Origin of the sequence: Glutamicibacter halophytocola, assembly GCF_001302565.1 — a bacterium.
In the GTDB taxonomy this organism is placed as follows: domain Bacteria; phylum Actinomycetota; class Actinomycetes; order Actinomycetales; family Micrococcaceae; genus Glutamicibacter; species Glutamicibacter halophytocola.
Window position 1 is genome coordinate 3,500,132 of record NZ_CP012750.1, and the last position, 16,084, is coordinate 3,516,215.

At 60.0% G+C, this 16,084-nt stretch carries 11 protein-coding genes; 6 read left to right on the forward strand and 5 right to left on the reverse strand.

The genetic code is table 11. The annotated features are described in order from the left end of the window. Window positions 1–9: 9 nt before the first annotated feature. A complete protein-coding gene (locus AOZ07_RS16180) occupies window positions 10–1,857 on the forward strand; it encodes an ABC transporter permease subunit (protein ID WP_060702921.1) in 1,848 nt (615 codons plus the stop codon). A gap of 157 nt (window positions 1,858–2,014) precedes the next feature. On the opposite strand, the gene AOZ07_RS16185 is transcribed toward AOZ07_RS16180, so the two are convergent. Further along, the gene (locus tag AOZ07_RS16185) at window positions 2,015–3,949 is read right to left on the reverse strand and encodes a sigma-70 family RNA polymerase sigma factor (RefSeq protein ID WP_060702922.1); all 1,935 of its coding nucleotides are present in this window, start codon (window positions 3,947–3,949) and stop codon (window positions 2,015–2,017) included. Between the two features lie 1,049 nt (window positions 3,950–4,998). On the opposite strand from AOZ07_RS16185, the gene AOZ07_RS16190 reads away from it, so the two are divergent. The 4 genes from AOZ07_RS16190 (at window position 4,999) to AOZ07_RS16205 (ending at window position 9,294) form a co-directional block, all read left to right on the forward strand. Then, the gene (locus tag AOZ07_RS16190) at window positions 4,999–5,769 is read left to right on the forward strand and encodes a PIG-L deacetylase family protein (protein ID WP_060702923.1); all 771 of its coding nucleotides are present in this window, start codon (window positions 4,999–5,001) and stop codon (window positions 5,767–5,769) included. Next, a complete protein-coding gene (locus AOZ07_RS16195) occupies window positions 5,769–6,686 on the forward strand; it encodes an ATP-grasp domain-containing protein (protein WP_060702924.1) in 918 nt (305 codons plus the stop codon). Before AOZ07_RS16190 ends, AOZ07_RS16195 begins: the two co-directional genes overlap by 1 nt. Beyond that, complete coding sequence (locus AOZ07_RS16200) at window positions 6,683–8,056, forward strand: glycosyltransferase family 2 protein (RefSeq protein ID WP_060702925.1); 1,374 nt, start codon at window positions 6,683–6,685, stop codon at window positions 8,054–8,056. The genes AOZ07_RS16195 and AOZ07_RS16200 overlap by 4 nt, the downstream gene beginning before the upstream one ends. A 119-nt stretch (window positions 8,057–8,175) precedes the next feature. Next, on the forward strand, window positions 8,176–9,294 hold the full coding sequence (locus AOZ07_RS16205) for a hypothetical protein (protein ID WP_194943705.1): 1,119 nt from the start codon (window positions 8,176–8,178) through the stop codon (window positions 9,292–9,294). 30 nt (window positions 9,295–9,324) lie between these two features. Here the strand turns inward: AOZ07_RS16205 and AOZ07_RS16210 are convergent, their stop codons facing one another. From AOZ07_RS16210 to AOZ07_RS16230, 4 genes are all read right to left on the reverse strand, one after another. Further along, a complete protein-coding gene (locus tag AOZ07_RS16210) occupies window positions 9,325–9,702 on the reverse strand; it encodes a VOC family protein (RefSeq protein WP_060702927.1) in 378 nt (125 codons plus the stop codon). Between the two features lie 609 nt (window positions 9,703–10,311). Continuing rightward, window positions 10,312–10,746: a hypothetical protein gene (locus AOZ07_RS16215; protein WP_194943706.1), complete on the reverse strand. Its 435-nt coding sequence runs from the start codon at window positions 10,744–10,746 to the stop codon at window positions 10,312–10,314. Between the two features lie 520 nt (window positions 10,747–11,266). Further along, window positions 11,267–12,544 (reverse strand): MFS transporter, encoded by a 1,278-nt coding sequence (locus tag AOZ07_RS16225; RefSeq protein ID WP_060702930.1) that lies wholly within the window; start codon window positions 12,542–12,544, stop codon window positions 11,267–11,269. 43 nt (window positions 12,545–12,587) lie between these two features. Continuing rightward, a complete protein-coding gene (locus AOZ07_RS16230; protein ID WP_084793317.1) occupies window positions 12,588–15,302 on the reverse strand; it encodes an alpha-L-rhamnosidase in 2,715 nt (904 codons plus the stop codon). A 101-nt stretch (window positions 15,303–15,403) separates the two neighbouring features. On the opposite strand from AOZ07_RS16230, the gene AOZ07_RS16235 reads away from it, so the two are divergent. Then, on the forward strand, window positions 15,404–16,036 hold the full coding sequence (locus AOZ07_RS16235) for a TetR/AcrR family transcriptional regulator (RefSeq protein WP_060702932.1): 633 nt from the start codon (window positions 15,404–15,406) through the stop codon (window positions 16,034–16,036). The last annotated feature ends 48 nt before the right edge of the window (window positions 16,037–16,084 follow it).

Below are 16,084 nucleotides of genomic sequence, written 5' to 3' on the forward strand. Positions count from 1 at the left end.
AAGCACCGCATGAAATTCCTCCGCTTCTACAGGCAGAAAACCTCGCTGGTTTCCGCCGCCTCCTATCTGCTCAGTGCCCTGGTGCTGCTCCTGCTCGCCGGCGCCCTGCCCTGGCTTTCGCGCACCGATCCGGCCGCCGCGGTGCTGCGGGCCCGCTATGCGGAGCTGGAGCCCACGCCGCAGGCGCTGGCTGCCATCCGCGAACAGCTTGGACTGGGCCAAGGGCCTGTGCACTCCAGCCTGCAGTGGTGGGCCGGGGTGCTGCGCGGGGATCTGGGTTCATCCTGGGTCAGCGGAGCACCGATCGGCCCCGGGGCCTGGCAGGCCCTGTCCGTTTCGGCCACGCTCACGGCCTTTGCCAGCGCGGCCGCCCTGCTGGTCGCGCTCTGCCTGATCGCCCCGGCGATGCTGCGGGTGCTGCGCGACAGGCCGCAGACCGGGTCCGGGCCGCTGGGCGTCGCCCTGACTGCCCTGCCGGAATTCCTGCTGGCCAGCATCCTGCTGGTGCTGGTCGCGGTGAAGCTCGACTGGCTGCCGCCCTATGGCTGGACCGGGCTGGATACCGCGGTATTGCCGGCACTGGCCCTGGGCATTCCGGCCGGCGGGCTGCTGGGCCGGCTGCTGGCCGATGCCATTGCCTCGGTGGCCGGCGAGCCATGGGTGATGATCTGGCGGATGGCCGGCGCCTCGGGACCCGTGCTGCTGGCCGGGGTGCTGCGCCGCGCAGGCGCTGCCATCATCGACCAGTTCGGCCTGGTGTTCATCGGGCTGCTGGGCGGGGCGGTCGCCGTGGAACAGGTTTTCGCCATCCCCGGTCTGGGACGCTTCCTGCTCGGCTCGGCCAATGCGCAAGATATCCCGGCGCTGCAGGCAGGCCTGCTGCTGATGGCCGGAACCGCAGTGCTCATCGGATTGCTGGCCACCGCCGCCCGGCGCTGGCTGCGCGGGGGTCCACTGCCTGCCGGGGCCTTGTCCGTCCCGCCGGAATTCCGCGGCAAATCCTCCTTGCTGCGCTGGACTGCGGGGATCACCTGCACCGGGTTGCTGGCCATCATGGCCTTCGGCTTGCCCCGCGATCCCTACGCGATCAGCCACCAGCGGCTGGCCGCGCCGAGCTGGTCCCTTCCCTTCGGCGCGGATGCCAGCGGCCGGGATCTGCTGGGCCGGGTGGCCCATGGAACCTTGGGCACGGTCGCCCCGGCAGTGCTGATCGTGCTCTGCGCCGTGGCCATCGGCCTGCTGCTGGCCGGGCTGGGCGAGATCTCCCGCGGGCCCTCGGCCATTGCCAATGCCACCCCGCCAATCCTGGCCGGCGTCGTGATTGCCGCGCTGCTGGGTCCCTCGGTGATCGGCGCCGGGGTGGCAGTGCTGTGGGTGACCTGGCCCCCGTTGTCCGCCCATGCGGCATCATTGCTCGAAGAAGCACGGGCCATGCCGCATATCCGCTGGCTGCCGCTGTCCGGAGTTCGCCGCGGGGAAATCTTCGTGAAGCACCTGTTGCCGGCAATCGTCCCGCCCTTGCTGCGCCATGGCATGCTGCGCCTTCCCGGAGTTGCCCTGGCCCTGGCGGCGTTGGGCTTCCTGGGCCTGGGCGCCCAGCCGCCCACTCCGGAATGGGGATTGCTGCTGGCCGAGGGCATCGGCTACGTCGAGCGCGCCCCGTGGACGGTCTTCGCCCCAGCGCTCTCGCTGGTGCTGACTTCGGTCTGCGCCGTGGCCGTTGCGGGGATGAGCCCCTCGCGGCGCCCTTCGAAAAATTCTGGCCTGCCCGGCGCTGGAACCGCACCAGCATCTGCGGATGCAACGCCGGATGCTTCTGCTACTCCCGCTGGCGGCGCGCTACACAGCAACAGCTGAAGTTCGCGGCTTGCACGGAGCAGGCTCTGCACGCATGGATGTTTCCTGGCCTGCTCGCGCTGCACGCACCTGCACGGGAGGAGCTGGAGACCGGTGCGCGAATGGCAAACGCCGCCGGATCCTGTGGTGCGGCTGGAATTCCAAGGCCTTCTTGGGGTTAGCTCATCCGGAACGCCGTGCTCGACTGCGGGCTATCCGGGAAGTCAAAGCTGATCGTGCGTTCCTTGTTCGTTTGCAAGGTGGTCACCGACAGCTCAGCAGGGCCGGTACAAGAAATTTTCAGGGTATGGATTCCCAGCAGGTGCCAATGGCAATGCCCTGATACTTCCACCATGTCAAAAGCTAACTTTTTCATTTCAACATTGACGGTGTACCGCGCTACGCCTTCTGGTGGCGTGATATCAAAGGTGTACGTCGGGAAGTGCGGATGATGGTCGGTGTGCATCGCGACTTCGAACTGCTCTTGCGATTCAATGCTCGGTGATTCCGTGGGCTCGGCCGTCGGAGCCACGGATGGCTCGGCCGTCGGAGCCACGGATGGCTCGGCCGTCGGAGTCACAGATGCTTCCGGAGTCGGTTCCACGGTTGGAGTCTCGCTCGCCTCTGGACTCGGCTCCGGTGCTGGCTCCACGGAAGGTTCAGGCGTCGGCGTCACGCTCGGTTCGGCGCTCGGCCCAGCCGTCGCTTCGGCGGTTGCAGGATGCGACGATTCTTCCGGAACAGGCGCAGTTGAAGTTTCAGCGGTTGGCGTCTCCGATGCCTGAGGCATTGCCTCAATGCTTGGCTCCGGTTCCGGATCAGAACTCTCCAGCGGGGCTGCAGCTTCGGCAGTAGGCGCCGCAGATGGCGCACTCGGTGACGGTATAACTGGTGGCGCTTCCGCGCGGGCGCTCTGCTGCGATGGCCCCGTCTCCTGCTGCTTCATTGGAGCAACAAAACCAGGTGTCCGGGCAAGATATTCAGACGGTTCAGCATCGAGCGTCGGCGCAGGCTGAACCCATGCCGAACGCCCGGGTCTTTGGCCCGATTCAGTGCTCTCGGGCGCAACGACTTCAGGGGCCGGAGCGGGATTGTATTCCTTGGAGCTCGCCGGCGGGGCCGATTTCGGATCAGCACCCGTGGTCGCATCGGGCAGAAAACCCCCTGCAGCTGCGAATGCGGTCATCGTCAATAATCCGACGCCCACCGAAGACACCAGCACCACGCCACCAGTCGTCCCGATACCAACAGCACCAGCGGTGGCCCCGGCACTTGCCGATACCGTCGATGCAACACCCTGGGCACCCGCGATTCCGCCGGCCGCTGGTACGCCCAGCGCCGTGGTGCCGCCAACCAGCAGCGGCACGATGAAGGCACGCAGGCTAGAGCCTACTTCGGTGAGTTCCGCGAATACTGCGGCGCACTCATCACAAGTCTTCAGGTGCTGCTTGACTGCCTTTTCGTCTTTGCTCTTGAGGGTGCCACGGACCATCGCAGGCAGGTGCTTTCGCGCTTCGGCGCACTGTTCCGAAAGTCCGGACTGGGCCTTCATATGCGCCGAGAGGTACGCCTGGCGCAGTCCTTCACGCGCACGAATAGCCAGAGCCGATACCGCATTCGGTGTAATCCCCAGGATCGGAGCGATTTCGCGAGGTGCGAGCCCCTCAACCTCGACGTGCCAGAGCACCATCCTCCAGCGTTCGGGCAAGGACTGAAAGGCATCGACGATAAAAGATGTCTCGGCCCGATCCATGACGTCGTCAGCGAATGCATCCCCCATATGGAACTCTTGGTGATCGTCAACAACGATCTGCTGCGACGCTGCCTTGTTCCTGGCAAAAGCACAGCGCGATACGACAGTCAGCAAATAGGCTCGGAAGAATTCCTGCGGCCCCAAGCCTCGTTCAATGGCTTGGAAAACCTTCAAGAATGCTTCTGAAACGATATCTTCAGCCTCAGACGGAGTATCGGTATGACGATAGGCGACAGCCAAGGCAACCTGCTTATGGCGTCGATATAGATGCGCTTGGGATTCCCGGTCCCCTCCGCGGATCCCTCGGATCAAGCTCGCATCACTGAGTTCAGCGAAGATCTCTCCCGAATCAATTGTCATAACGCCCCCAAAACGTCTAAGGCCTTCAGCTGGCCATCACGTTCTTGGCAACCTGCAGCATTCCCCAAATTTGCGGCCCGCAGAACTTTCGCGGCCAAGGTCCCACCCTTGACTGCATTACTGCGTGCCTCCCACATTCTTCCATCGTGTGTCTGAACTAGAAAGGGCGATTCCACGCAAACATCATCACGAAGTCGCACCTCGTTATTTCCCGCTCGCATTTCATCTCCCTTGAATATTCGTCCGCACCACATCAGTGGCTACTTGGCTGCGCATTTTCTGTACCGTTCTCGTGTGTTGTGCATCGAGTAGCCACGCGCGTACATATTTTTAGATCGCAAGAATTGATGATCGTGACGCGGTTTTTGAAAAAACTTTGTAATTCTTTTTCTAAACTTCCCTGAGCCCGGATCACCGTTATTGCCATGATCGCAGGGAATCACGCCCATAGCTCAGACTGCGATGGAAATCTCCATCCGCTTCTCCGCAGGCCATTGCAAAACCGGTCTCCAGTCGGCTAGAAATATTGCCTTCAACCGGAGAAAAGCGTGCTCAATGCAACTCCAGCGACATCTTGAAGATGAGCCCCGGTCCTCATCAAAACTCATTCACGCACCAAAATTCACGATTTCATCTGATGATTTACAGAAGTCAGTATTTTCCTTCACCCTACGCAAAAATAATTCTCCAGACCTCCGCGTCACGATTTGCGCCCTGTTCCGTCTACAAGATATATCCATCACTCGCAGAGAACGGATAAATCTGGGGTGTCGAAGTGGCATTGGAACGCGGGGGCGGTTCCAATGCCACGTAGGCCCCTCTTACAGTGCGCGCCGCGTCCTGCCCAAGATTTATCGCTCCTTCGTTGGCGGATTCGCATTCGAAAGTCCCTCAAGGAGAGAAATATGCAAATGACCATCAGTGTCTTCGCACTACTCGTTTCAATTACGGGTATCTCAACAGCTCTAAGCCGTTGGGGCAGGCGTTGGCTAGCACGTGATTTTGCAAACCACCGACTCATCTTGTGCATCTGGGTGGCAGGAAATCTTGTGCTACTCCTTTCGGTCATCGGCTACCTTTCAACACCTGATAGCGCAGAACTCTGGGCGGGCTTTGCCATCATCACCGCCATCTGGCTGTTCATGTTTTCGATGGTGAGCATCTTCTTGCAGCGGCGTCCGCAGCGCAAGGAACGCCCGAAGCGATTCCTCGCCGTTGGCGCCCACCCCGACGATGTTGAATTGGCCTGCGGCGCAACCATCGCCAAACTCGTTGATTCGGGGCACGAGGTGCGCATCATGGTGATGTCCCAAGGAGAAAATGGCGGCAATGCGCCACGACGCATTCGCGAAGCCCAGCGCGGAGCGGCTTACCTCGGCGCGCAGTCCCACTCAGTCCAGGACTTCTGCGACACCCGCCTTTCGGAAAGCTCCAACGACATGGTGGCCGCCATCGAACAGGAAATCACGCTATTCGAGCCTGATGTTGTCCTCACGCACTCCGCCACCGATATCCACCAAGACCATGAGGCTGTGCACCGTGCGGTGATGCGCGCAGGGCGAAAGCTGCCCTCTATCCTCTGCTTCGAGAGCCCTTCGGTAGGTCACGACTTCTCGCCAAAATTCTTTGTTGATGTGGAGAAATACACCGATATAAAGGTCGAGGCCATCAAGCTGCACTCGGATCAACGCACCAAGCCCTATATGACTGGCACTCGAACCAAAGCCATCGCCAACTTCCGAGGAAGCCAGGTCAAGCAGAAAAGCGCCGAAGGCTTTGAAGTCATGCGCCTGGTTTCAAAGACGGTAGGAGACTTTTAATGATCATTCTTATTACCGGTGTCGGTGGACCCGCTGGCAGCAGCTTGGCACGCCAGCTTCATGAGCGTGGCCACCAAGTCATCGGGGTGGATATGACCCCTGTGCCGGACGAGCATCTTGGCCTCTTCCTGCAGGTGCCCGCGGCGCGCGATGCAAGCTACGTTCCCGCTCTTCGACAGATCATCAAACAACAGGACGTCGCGCTGGTCATTCCCACCGTCAGCGAAGAACTGCCCATCCTGGCAATGGATCAGAATCGCGAACTGCTGGAATCAACTGGGGCTACGATTCTTCTGTCATCGGAAACATCAATCCGCATCGCCGACGACAAGTACCTGACGATGCTGGTCCTCAACGATGACCATGTACCCACGCCTGACTTCGTTCGTGGCGACCTTTATGGCCGCCCCTCGGTAGCAGGGTTCCTCCCCCACCAGTACGCCATCGTCAAGCCCCGGGTCTCCCGCGGTGGCCGTGGGGTGCGCCTGCTCGCTTCGTCCCAGCTGACTGACGGTTCGCAAGAGATGTCGGCGTCAGATCTGGTCCAGCGTTTCGCGCCAGGGCGCGAATTCGCTCCGATGCTGTTTCGCAATCCCGACAACGGAAAAGTTGATGTGTGCGTTGTCGTGGAGAAAACAGAACTGCGCGAGGGCCTCATAGGCAACGCGGTATCGGTACAACGTTGCGAATTCGACGCCACCACAGCCCACGTGGCCCAGGTGGCGAGAGCCGCGGTAGCCAGCCTCGATTTGGTGGGACCTGTGGATCTGGATATCCGGCTGACCGATGAAGGCCAGCCGGTGGTGCTGGAGATCAACGCCCGCTTTGGCGCCAATAGCGCGGCTGCACCGGAGTTGGTGGATTCAGTGCTTCAGTACGCCAGCTTGCATGCCCCGGGCAAGGTGGGCAATGCATGAGCTCAGCGCTGGTCATCGTCTTTAACGTTGCGATTGCCCTCATCATCATTTTTGGAACGATCAAATTGGCCTACATCCCCTTGGCCATCTGGTTCGAAGTGCGCCGCGGATTGCTCTTCACGCGCAATGGAAAACTCACAAGGCTCCCTCCAGGATTCCCGCATGAGGAACAAGAATTGCGCCGGCCCCGCGGACGTTCTCGCCGGGCCGCCCGACACTTCGGAACAACCCCGAAGTACCGAGTATCGGTCATCGTCCCCGCCTACAACGAAGGCGTGGTGCTGCGGGCGTGTGTTGAATCCATTCTCAGGACCAAAGGCGATTTGGCAGAAGTCATCATCGTGGACGACGGGTCCACAGATAATACTGCGCAGGTCATGCACGCATTGGCGCAAGCCCACCCGATGGTGCGATCCATCGGGCAGCAGAACGCCGGCAAGGGCGCGGCACTAAACCGTGGCATCAAAGAAGCCACCGGGGATGTGCTGGTGTTTGTTGATGCCGACGGCATCTTCTCACCGGTCACCATTCCCTGGCTGCTCACCGGCTTCCGCGACGCCTCGGTGGGTGCAGTGTGCGGAGATGACCGGCCAGTAAACCTGGACCGCGTGCTGACCCGCATGCTCTCGGTGCTTTCCCACATGGGAACCGGAATGGTGCGTCGCTCCCTGTCCCTGCTGCATTGCCTTCCGGTGGTCTCCGGGAACATCGGAGCCTTCCGTGCAGAACTGGTCCGTGAACTCGGTGGCTTCCGCACGGATACCGTAGGCGAGGATCTGGAGTTGACCTGGCGGATCTACGATGCCGGATTTCGTGTCGCCTTCGAACCTCGCGCAATCGTCCTGGCCGAGTCCCCCTCCACCCTGCGAGCGCTATGGAAGCAACGCGTGCGGTGGGCCCGCGGCTTGTTGCAGTCCGTCAAGATCCATTGGCGGCTCCACGGCAATCCACGGGTAGGACCCTTCGGCCCGTTCCTGCTTTTCAATTTTGCCACCATGGTTTTTGTGCCGGTAGCCCAACTCTTTGTCCTGGCCGCTTTGGCCTATTTGGTGCCATCCGGCCAGATGTCAATCACCAGCGATAGGCAAACCTCAGTGCTGTGGAATGCTATTGCCATCCTCAGCTGGGCGGGTTTGGGGATCACCTTGATCTCTGTTGTCATCGGCATTGTCCTGAACACTGCGTGGCGGGATTTCTTGAATCTGTGGACCTTCCCTTTATGGCCGCTCTACGCAACAGCCATGGGCATGACCATGGTGGCCGCCATTGTTTTTGAAATCCGCGGACAGCCAGCGCAATGGAACAAGCTCCATCGCACCGGCGTGGTCTCCAGCCATGAATTCAGCGCCATCCTGGGCAACGACGTATGAACACCGCACGGGGTTCGGGCCGCAGATGGCGCGTGGCAGTGCTCGCAGTGCTTCTGATCAGCCTGGTCTGTGTGCCTCCCTATGGGCGGACTTCAGCAGGAACCAGGATCTACCACCCAGTGACTGCAGCCCAACAACAGTGCTTGGCCACGGCGCTGGCACCAGATAGCCAAGGAAGCAGGTCCACGGTGGACAATGCCGGCAGATCTCGCGTAGTGAATATCGGTTTCGAGGATGTCACCAGCGCTGACCCAACGCGAATTCCGGATATTGCCAGGCAATTGGATTCAGTCAATGCCACTGGGGTGTCCATTTCTGTAGGGCGCTTGGATTGGATCGGTTTTCCTTGGGCAGAGTACAAAGAGATGCAGTCAAGCGAGGTTGCGGGTACGGGACGCGATTACATACGGGAAGCCATCGATGCGTTCATCTGCAGCGAGAGTGGACAGCGTCGCACGATCTCACTGAACATCGATACGCTTTTAGGCCGCGAGCTTGAGTACCGCCCGGAAATTGCAGGCGTCAACGCGGAAGGAAACATATCAAGGAACTGGACCAGCGTCTCTTCGTGGAAGAACGGCGGGCTCACCGAGCGCCTTGCCGTGCTCACTTCGCAGCTGGTTCAGCGTTATTCGCCGGACAGCATCAATATCACCGAGATGATGTTTCCGTCTTATACATTCGGAGATGCCGACCTGAAAGATTTCCAAAGCTTCAGTGGTATGAACACGTGGCCACGGAGATTTGATGGCACGACCGATGCTGGCGCGGACGCTCTCCATGAGTGGCGAAGCGATGCAGTCCAAAAGATCATGGCCGAGGTCGCCAGCCAATTAACCGGCACCGAGGTGGAACTGACCATGGATGTGCGCTCCCCCATCAACGAGGACTTGCGCGGGCGCCTGGACTCCGGGCAGGACTACGCCCGGCTGCTGGGGATTGTCGACCGATTGAACATCTGGAACTTCCAAGGCATCAACTCGACGGGCTATTACGACACAGCTCAATTAGCCAGCTTCTACACTGCCAAAGATCCCTCGCGCTTCGGCATCGAAATCGGACTCTGGGACCACGACGGTTCCATCAGCCCCGAAGCACTGGAGCACGAGCTTCGGCTGGCCGAGGAAAGCAACGTCCGGCACTTATCCGTTACCCCCACGTCGCTGATGGATCAGCAAGCGTGGGATGTTTTGCGCCGCGTGTGGGGTTCGCCTAGGCCTACCGAGATGGGGAACTAGCTGTCGTTCTCCGTCCCTGCAGGTCAAGGCTTAGTGGACAGGCGGATGTTCCGCGATGCAGAATAAGTTGCCTTCTGGATCAACAAGCGTAGTCCACTGAACGTGCTCGAATTCTTCGAGTACATCCCACTTATGCGTAGCTCCCATTTTGATCAGACGCGCAACTTCCTGCTCCCTCGATCCCCAAGGAACTGTCAGGTCCAAATGGGCATCTTGCGTTTGAAGACGTGGCTCGGCAGTGCTCTGGAAGAACATGCCAAATCCTTCCGGCCCGTTAGGCGCAAGGTAGTAGCTCTCACCGCTACCTGAAATTTCACTGCCAGTTACTGCCGACCAGAAAGCCGCTTGAGCCTTTGGATTATTAGCAGTCATGTTGATGGCGCCAAGGGAAATCTTTGATGTAGTCATTTGCCCACACTACTCTTCAAAACAGACAAAATAATGATACGGTGCACCCTGGTTTCCTCCTGATTTGAAGAGATAGATACTTGCCTGCTGGAACGGCCAAACCACTACCTGATTCCCTGTTATTCAGGTAGCTTCACGCCAGAGAATCAGTAAAGTCGGGCAGTTCTGGGCGCTGGCCGGATTGGCCGGCCAACACCTGTCAGTCTCCAAGGATGCCGAAGGTTTGGAAAAGCTCTTGAATGTCGCCAATGAGTCGCTTGTTGCCGATGGCCAATGATTAGCTGATAGATGATCCAACCAGATTCGATAGTTCCAAATGGTTCGGCGTTATTGCACTTGACTGGTTCCATCCGCACACCGCCTGCAAATACGTCACAGTCGTTGCTGACTTGAGCGTGGCGCGTCATGGCACCGGATCCACTTATCTTCTGGCATCGGTTCTCGGAAGACCCAAAACAATATTCAAAAACTGGCTGGTGTTGGCGGTGAAGACAGGTGGGTTAAGGCCGAGATTTCAGGCTGAAAAGGGAAGGACCATTTATCTTCCTCTACAGCTTGCAGCAAAATGATGCGAGAGCAAGCTGGCGCATCCCCGCTACCATCGGGCTTCTAAGGACCTAGAAGCACTTTGAGTTTTTGGGCAATCTTTTGCCAATGGTTGTGCTGATCTTTGCTAATAGGCTTCTCAGGGCTAGTGGTCCAGTCCTCGATGTCCTTGGAATCGATCGTATCGGCCAGATGCTTGATGACTTCCCTTTTGGATTCGGTGGCCATTTTTGCTCCAAGGAACTCTGCATTTTTTAGGTCAGCGATCTCGGTGAGATATGCCTGTGCGAACCAATCAGCAGCCTCCGCACGCAAGTACGGGCTATTGAGTGATTCATACCAGCGCGAGAGGAACTCACCATAGGGGCCGGAATTTTCCATGAAGCCCGCTCCGCTAAATAGGAGGGTTCGAACTCGCTCAGGAGTTAAACCATTCGCGGCCTTCAATGCTTCATCAATTTTGCCGGCATCAACTAGCCTTGCAATGTCGTAGCTCAATTCACCCACCCGTTGCCTACGTGACCTGATGTCGACGTTCTTACAACTATAATCTTGCCCTTACATATCCGTTGGTATTCGATATGGGTACGCGACTTAGTTGATGTTCCGTTTGCAAGAGCCCTGCATATCAAATCGGCAGCCATGTTTTTGTTTGTCCAGTGCTACCCGTACCTTGACGATGAAATCGGAAACCACCGAGGAAATGCCCAAAATGGCCACGACCGCCCGGCGAGATATTAGGCCGCTCCGAAAGTGGCAGCCTTCTCGGCGAAGGTCGAATCAAAGCAAACCACGATTGTGCTGGCCAGCAACGTGCTTCCATCACCGGGAAACCAGGGGTCTGGAAGACCATCCTGGCCGAAGCCATCCTTGGGCTATGGCTTCGGCCAGGCAAAGGTGCACGGCGAACCCGGGGTCGTGCCAGGCTGGGGCATTCGCGTTGCCGTGGCTCACGCCGTTTCCTGCATGCCAGGCACGAGCCCGTGAGAACGGAGCCGCTTATACGACAAGCACCAGGCTATTTCACCCCTTTGATAGGAAGTATTGCCAAGGCCCCGATGACAGCGCAGGCCGCACCGGCCAGGAAGAGCGCCGTGAAGTTTTGCGGGTTAGCGGTGCTGGCACCGATCATCAGGAGCATCGGAGCGACAGCTGGAACCAGCGACGATGGCAGCGAGTTGGCCAAGTTCATGATCCCCAGGTCCTTGGCCGGGTTTTCCTGGTCTGGCAGGACTTCCATGATCAAGGCGTAGTCCACGGCGAAGTAGACCCCCTGTCCCAAGCCGACAACAGCAATCGCGACGAGGAACATCGGATAGGTCGTGGCCATGGCCACGAGGCCAAGGCCGACAGCGAATACCACGGCGGAACCCAGAACAAACGGCTTGCGCCTCCCAGTCTTATCGGACAGCTTGCCAAAGAGCGGAGCGAAGATCATCGAGATTGGTGTGGTGATCAGCGATGCGACAAGGATAGCTGTGCCCACGGTGGCCGGATCCATATGGTGCACCATGATCAGGTAGAACGCCTGATAGGCGTTGACCGCAGCAACGCCGAAGAAGATCAACAATCTGCTGATCCAAGCCCAGCCAAAGCCCTGATGGCGTAATGGGTTGACCCAGAAGGTTCCCGCAAACTCGGCCAAGGAGAACGGAGGCCTCTCCTCGCGGAAGATCGCCCGGTCCGAAATCGTCAAGGCCAACAACAGCAGAGCCAGTGCTGCGACTCCTGCTGGAAGGAAGAGCATAGCGGCCAGATTTGGCTGGACCAGTTGCGCCAGGAAGAGGCCAACTAGGGCTCCCAGTGGCGCGCCTAGCCCCAGCATCGCCGAGGCCGAACCCCTGAATTCCGGGGAGATCTGATCAGGCACCAGTGCGGTGCAGGCCACCAGCGCGCAGACCGCGCCAAGGGTCGTCAGCGAAAAGCCGGCAGCCAGTGCTGCGACACTCGACGCCGCGGTGGTGGCCGCCGCGCCAACCAGGAACAGCACGGCCCCGGAAAGCAAGTAGGGCTTGCGCCGTCCGTGCCTGCTCAGCGTCCGATCGCTGAGCCGTCCAAGCAAGGGATACCCCACCAGGGCGACGATGCTGCCGACGCCAACGGCAATTGACAGAACCGTCGTAGCCGCGGTCGAACTGATGACGCTGGACTTCAGCGACAGCGTCAGAATGGCATTCGAAAGCTGGGCTCCGTTGGCCGATGCCACGGCGAGGACCAGAAGTATCAGGAATCCGAGCTTGGGTTTTCCCCGAACTGCTTGTTGATCATCCTGATTGGTTGCGAGTGTTGATGCCATCGATGTTCTCCTTTGAACGTGATTGCGGGTTAAGGATTTCGGCCTAATCAGCCGTGACGAGCAGGTCCATTTGATGCACCCTCGTTCCCGGGGCGAGCCTGATCTGCTGGCCTGGAAGATTCAGGACCGCGCCGGCCCCATAGGGCACCACCGTGTTGACGGTCAGTTGCCCGTGCTCCACAGTCCAGCTGACCGCGGCCTGTCCAAGGGGCGTCTGGACGGAGGCTTCGGCATGGCTCAGGCCGCAGGAGAAATCCGGGTCAATGCTGATTTCCCGCCATCCAGGAGCCGAAGGCGCTAAACCGGCGACCTTGCGGAACAGCCATTCATCCACGCAGCCAAAGGCATAGTGGTTCATGGAAACCTGGCGCGGCACCCCAGCGGGGTCCACTGCATCCCAGGCTTCCCAGATGGTGGTGGCGCCACGGTCCACCTCGTAGAGCCACGAAGGCGCCTTGTCCTGCCACAGCAGGGTGCGCGCCAGATCCTGGTGCCCGGTATCCCACAGCGCGTCCAAGAGGAACGGGGTCGACAAGAAGCCGGTATCCAGCCGGTCTCCACGAGAGCGCACGAGCGCAGCCAGATGCTCGCCGGCGCGGCGCCGTTGTGCTGCCGGAAGGATCTCCAGCCCCAGGGCCAAGGCATACATTCCCTGCAGCGCCACCGGAAGCGAAGCATCGTCATCCAGGTATTCGGCGGCAAATGCCGCACGGACCCGCGCTGCGCGCTGCGAGAACTGTGCGGCGTCCGCCAGGTGGCCCAGGACTGCGGCCATCCGCGCGGCCAAATCCAAGCTGTGGATCTGGAACATCGGAGCCACCAGCTCGGAAGTCAGTTTCGGGGCACGGTCCATGGCCTCGTGCAACGGCAGGTCGCCTTCCAGCGTCGAAGGGGTCAGCCAGTCGCCAAAGTGCGGGCCGGTATTGAAGAGCAGCCGCTGGCGTGCCCGTCGTCTGGGGCTCAGCGGCAAGTCCTCCAGTGCGGATGGAAGTCCGCGTTCTGCCTCCAGGGCCTGGTACTCGACCCAGCGGCACACCGCCGGATAGTTCTCCTCCAGCACCCGGGGATCCCCGTATCGCTCGTAGAGCTTCCACGGGAGAATTGCCACCGCATCGCTCCAGCCCGCAGCGGCCACGATGGCTCCCACCCCTGGGGATTCCAGCGCGCTCTGCTCGTCGTGCTCAGATCGAGGCGACAAAATTGGAATCCGCCCGTCCGGCAATTGGTCTGACCTCAAGTTCTCCAGCCAGCGCAATAGGAAAGTGCATACGCCAGCATTGTTGGCAGCCGCCTCGGCGAACACTTGTATGTCTCCGCTCCATCCGGCCCGCTCGCGTTGCGGGCAGTCGGTGGGAATGGACAGGAAGTTGGCGCGCTGGCTCCACACCACATTCTGGTGCAACCGGTTCAGCCGCGCGTCCGAGCTGCTGAAGCTGCCAGTCTGCTCCAGGTCGCTGGAGACGACCACCGCCGTGGCATCTTCCGGATCCAGCGTGTCAAGGCCAGTCAAGCGGGCATAGCGGAATCCGTGGAACGTGAACTCCGGTTCCCACTCTTCCACCGCATCGCCTGCGCAGATGTAGTGATCCGTCTGTTCCTTGTTCATGCCGACGATGTTCTGGAACCATTCGCCACGGGCATCAAGGGTTTCCGTGTGCTCGATAATGATGTGCTGGCCACGTGGCTGGCCGCGCAGTTTCAACCGAAGCCGCCCGGCAATCACCTGTCCGAAGTCCAAGAGCACACCGTCCGCACGGTGTTCCACCGAGGCCACCGGCAATTGGGCTACCCTGCGCACCGGCTCGCCGCGGAAGGGCACCAGAGTCCTGGCGTCCACCCCGAGCGAGCTGACAGGGGTCCACCCCTGCTGCCCGAATCCCGGCAGCAGCCAGGAATCATCGGCACGACGCGCATCGTAGTGTTCACCGATGAACAAGTCGGAGTAGTTCCAGGGCCCGGCGGCGCTGCATGACGAAGAATCCGAGGTGATCACCTGGGTGCTTCCGTCCGTGAATCCCAGGTGCAGCTGCCATGTCAGGGCCAGCCGGTCCCCGAACTGGGCGCTCGTGCCAGTGAGCCCGATGCGGCCTGACCACCAGCCATCAGCCAGGACGAACCCCATGGTGTTCGCGCCGGGGAGCAGCATTGCCAGCACGTCATAGGCTTGCACGCTCAGCCGATGCCGATAGCTGTCAAAACCCGGTGCCAGCACCTCGTCCGAGATCCGCTGGCCGTTGAGCCAGGCCGAATACACTCCGTGAGCGGTGGCATAGAGCCGGGCCCTGGCCAGCTCGGGGCGGATCTCCAGGTCCTGGCGCACCAGCTGTGCCGGGCGCAGCCGCTGATCTACCGGCAATGGCTCCGTCTCTCCCTTGATCCAATCCAGGAACGAATATTGTTCATGGTGAGTGGATTCCTGGACCGGTTCAATCCATTCGGCTTCCCAGGCCGCAAGGTCAGGGGCCGTGGCGAAGCTTGATTCCGCGGTGTGCACCGCTGTTCCCGAGAAGCTGTGAACGGTCCAAAGGTAGTCGGCATCGCGTTCCAGCGGCTCGCCGCGGTACTCGACCAGGGTTGTCTGCCCACCGCCTACTACGCCCGAGTCCCACGCCACGGTTCCGGCAGCATCGCGCACCGTGAGCTGGTAGGAATCCTGGGGATGCTCAACGATCCATGAGAACCTCGGACGCGTCGCCTCAATCATCAGAGGACTGTCGAGATGCTCCACGCGCAGGGTATGACAGCTTCTTCTTGCCATGTAGTGCTCCTTTGTCTCGCCGTGTGATCCACGACAAATCCAACAGTAAAAGATGAAAACCTTATATGCAAGGTTTTTAAATTGGAAGCTAAGATTGGGCCATGGCACGAAGCAAACGCGGCAGCTACACCGTTGGCATTGAACGGCGTGAGCGCATTTTGGCAGCAGCGTCTGAAAGGTTCAGCTCTTCAGGCTATTCACGCACTTCACTAGCTGAAATAGCGCGCGATGTAGGCATCACGACGCCTGGCTTGACCCATCATTTCCCGACCAAGCAGCACTTGCTGCTGGCCATTGCCGAACGCCGTTTTGACATCTCCCAGAGCATTGCCGAAGCCGCCACCGGAGAGCTCGACGGGACGCGAACGCTGAGGCTCTTGCTGAGCCTGAGCGAACTCTTTGCGGCGCAGCCAGGACTGATAGAGCTCTTCGTCTTGATATCCGCCGAGGCTGCTGATCCGAGCAACCCGGCCCACGCGCTTTTCCAAGACAGATACACCCGAATCGCCAATGAAATCGCGGAATTCTTCTTGGCCGAGGTCCACAGGGGTGCGCTGCGCGAGGACCTGGATTACCACGCCCTCGCACGCGAATGCATTGCGGTCAGCGATGGACTGCAGCTGCAGTTTGTCCTTTCAGAAGGAACATTGGATTTGGTGGGCCAGTCGCGGGCCTACCTTGAACGGCTGGCTCAGGCCATATTGCGCACACCCCGAGGGGCTTCACTGGCCTGAGCTAAACGGCGCAAGGACCGCCGGGATGCAACCAGCGGACCCTGCGCG

Excerpts from the sequence above, each read along its gene's own strand:
- AOZ07_RS16195 (WP_060702924.1), top strand. The coding sequence starts at position 5,769 with ATGATCATTCTTATTACCGGTGTCGGTGGACCCGCTGGCAGCAGCTTG.
- AOZ07_RS16225 (WP_060702930.1), bottom strand. The coding sequence starts at position 12,544 with ATGGCATCAACACTCGCAACCAATCAGGATGATCAACAAGCAGTTCGG.
- AOZ07_RS16180 (WP_060702921.1), top strand. The coding sequence starts at position 10 with ATGAAATTCCTCCGCTTCTACAGGCAGAAAACCTCGCTGGTTTCCGCC.
- AOZ07_RS16200 (WP_060702925.1), top strand. The coding sequence starts at position 6,683 with ATGAGCTCAGCGCTGGTCATCGTCTTTAACGTTGCGATTGCCCTCATC.
- AOZ07_RS16185 (WP_060702922.1), bottom strand. The coding sequence starts at position 3,949 with ATGACAATTGATTCGGGAGAGATCTTCGCTGAACTCAGTGATGCGAGC.
- AOZ07_RS16210 (WP_060702927.1), bottom strand. The coding sequence starts at position 9,702 with ATGACTACATCAAAGATTTCCCTTGGCGCCATCAACATGACTGCTAAT.
- AOZ07_RS16230 (WP_084793317.1), bottom strand. The coding sequence starts at position 15,302 with ATGGCAAGAAGAAGCTGTCATACCCTGCGCGTGGAGCATCTCGACAGT.
- AOZ07_RS16235 (WP_060702932.1), top strand. The coding sequence starts at position 15,404 with ATGGCACGAAGCAAACGCGGCAGCTACACCGTTGGCATTGAACGGCGT.